1 protein-coding gene is annotated in these 735 nt (G+C 54.7%); it reads left to right on the top strand.

Features of this window, described 5'->3' with window-relative positions; all coding sequences use genetic code 11:
- Positions 1 to 125 precede the first annotated feature (125 nt).
- A complete protein-coding gene (locus ASE10_RS20470) occupies positions 126 to 641 on the top strand; it encodes a hypothetical protein (protein ID WP_157480998.1) in 516 nt (171 codons plus the stop codon).
- The last annotated feature ends 94 nt before the right edge of the window (positions 642 to 735 follow it).

Below are 735 nucleotides of genomic sequence, written 5' to 3'. Positions count from 1 at the left end.
AACGTCATCTTCAATGGCGGTGTCCCTTGCGACGTCCTGCTGGCAGACTAGGGCCTAACAATTCATTCAAGCCGAAGCCGCTTCGCGGCTCGGCTTAATCAGGCGTTAGGGGGCAGAGCAATCTCATGCGCAAACTGACAGTTCTACTTCTACTCGCCTTGGTCTGCGCGTGCGCTCGTGAAACTCCAGTGGTCGCGGACGTTCAAGAAGCCGATGATCCCGGATACCCAGGTTACGACGTCAACCCAGATACCGGACTTCCCACAAACCCTTCCAAGCGTCGCCTGCCCGAGTCCGTGAAGATCATCTCAGACACAGACGAGAACTTTGGCATTTATCTTTCAGCTCTATCACCAGATCAGGCATCCATCGTTCAGTCCGCCTGGACAAGCTATGGGAAGATTCTTTCTGGCGGGCACCCGGAATGCCCGCAAGCGCCATTCGCACCGGCAGATGGCGGCACCACAATCTACTTCTGTGACGGATACGACATCGCTCGCATACATGGCCTGTCTGGGACGATTGAATCGCCCGGTTACGACTACGGCCCCTCACTAAACTTTCTTAACGGTCAGCGCGTAGAACGTCTAAAGTTCTACACACAAGAGGAGATGGCTCAACTTGATCGGGCTGCCCCCTAACAATTCATTCAAGCCGAAGCCGCTTCGCGGCTCGGCTTAATTCAGGCGTTAGACCTGTATGCAAGAGAATCCGTACTCGGCACCACAAACAAGC

The organism is Lysobacter sp. Root76, assembly GCF_001428685.1.
GTDB lineage: Bacteria > Pseudomonadota > Gammaproteobacteria > Xanthomonadales > Xanthomonadaceae > Lysobacter.
The sequence above is the reverse complement of the archived record's forward strand: the minus strand, read 5'-3'. Positions and strand labels throughout refer to the sequence as shown.